The 1,632-nt window shown below is 50.5% G+C and carries 1 protein-coding gene, 1 pseudogene and 1 other annotated feature (1 of these 3 cut by a window edge); the gene and the pseudogene both read right to left on the bottom strand.

The features are described from left to right. Positions 1 to 49, top strand: a sequence feature (16S ribosomal RNA rRNA prediction is too short) (it extends 730 nt beyond the left edge of the window). Positions 50 to 54: 5 nt separating this feature from the next. Further along, a pseudogene (locus tag J07HQW2_RS04565) lies at positions 55 to 531 on the bottom strand (S1C family serine protease); the annotation flags it as partial. A 925-nt stretch (positions 532 to 1,456) separates the two neighbouring features. After that, positions 1,457 to 1,632 (bottom strand): pentapeptide repeat-containing protein (locus J07HQW2_RS19890; RefSeq protein ID WP_021054203.1); only part of this gene is annotated, 176 nt, incomplete at its 5' end.

Raw genomic sequence — 1,632 nt, 5'->3', positions numbered from 1 at the left:
CACTCCAACGACTGGATATCCCTCATTTGTGCCAGGCGTATCATCAACTGCTGTGATCAACGGTCCACCGCTGTTACCAGGGTTGATTGGACTATCTGTCTGAACGGTATCAGGAATCGCGAATCCACCTGACGTCGGCATAGACCGGTCGATACCGGACACCACGCCAGTTGTGATTGACCCATCTAATCCGAGTGGGTTCCCAAGTGCTGCGACAGGCTGTCCTGGTTGAGGGTATGCTGTTCCCCCGGCGATCTGCAAGGGCGTTGCCTCAGTTGGACTGTCTGAGACACGAATTACTGCAAGGTCAGTGTACACATCGCTCCCGACCACAGTCCCAGTCTCCCAACTCCCGTCATGAAACCGGATATCAACGCGGTCGCGGTCTCGGACCACATGTTCGTTGGTGAGGAGGTGGGTGTCGTCGTAAAAAAAGCCTGATCCAGCACCGCGCTGACCAGGATCTCGGTAGATGGATACAACAGAGGTGACAGCCGCTTTGTACAGCGACTGATAATCCAATTGCTTCATACGGCCTGTTGGCATAGAATTACAAATCACTGTCGCCGCGTTCGTGACGGTGTGAAACGAGAGTTAGAAAACTATGCTAAGGAGCGAGACATAGCAGTTCGCACAGTGGAGAAACTGGTGAGCGTGAGCTGATTCGTGGAAGTCCTCACGCCGCTGGTCAGGAACGTCAACTGTGACGGGTGCGGTACGTCGGAGTTCCATATTTCAGATTACAGATGAAGAACCAACGCTTGTGATAGTGTGGGAGTAAGGTGGTCGTCGGATAGTGGTTGTGTCCTGTTATGTTGGCTTCCTCCTCGGCCTAGCCTACTCGCGTCGCGTCGTGCTTTCCGACCACTCGGAAGCCCTCGTTCCTTGAGGCCGGGGCGGGGGCTCCGCCTCGAAACTGCTGAAAAGCCGTGGTACGTAATACTCCTGAAAATCTTGGAGTTCTATCCCGTCAACTCAGTATGTTGAATTATGCCGTCAACCGACGATTTGTCCATGTGAGCACCGGAGAAATAGCACCGACAAACTTAGATCGATCATATGAAATTTTGGATATACATAGAATTTATATTCTTCTCGTATCAAGTACACATACCGTTGCGACGGTGAGAAAGCCCACAGAGATGAAAATCTCACCCTCAACATATCCTGTTATAATTCACGACTGTTGGCGGACTGACCGTTGTAACGGGAAGCAAACAAAAACACATTCAGTGGCCTCAAAGTCATTCTTAATATAGATCCTGTCGAGACAAGAACAGAACCGTGGTTATGACTATGAGAATGCAGTTGTCCGAGAAAACAATTTTTTGCCCTCCAGAGTGATTCCATAATTTTTGCACAACAGGAATTCAAGCGATTCTCCACGGACCGCTGGGTGTGATATTATTGGGTCTGTCCGCAATCGCCCTGAGTATACACTGTGTGAGTTGTCGATTCATCGCTCACCGTCATCGCGGACATATGCACCGAGTAAAGAGAGATACGACTCAGTGGCGTACTCTTCATTGCATCCGGTCATCTCCACCCGATACACTCGTGCTGTCCGCATCTTTGCTTTCCGAATATCTGCACCTGTGAGTTCGGCACCGGAAAGATCCGCACCAGAGAAAT

Origin of the sequence: Haloquadratum walsbyi J07HQW2 (assembly GCF_000415985.1) — an archaeon.
In the GTDB taxonomy this organism is placed as follows: Archaea; Halobacteriota; Halobacteria; order Halobacteriales; family Haloferacaceae; genus Haloquadratum; species Haloquadratum walsbyi_B.
The sequence above is the reverse complement of the archived record's forward strand: the minus strand, read 5'-3'. Positions and strand labels throughout refer to the sequence as shown.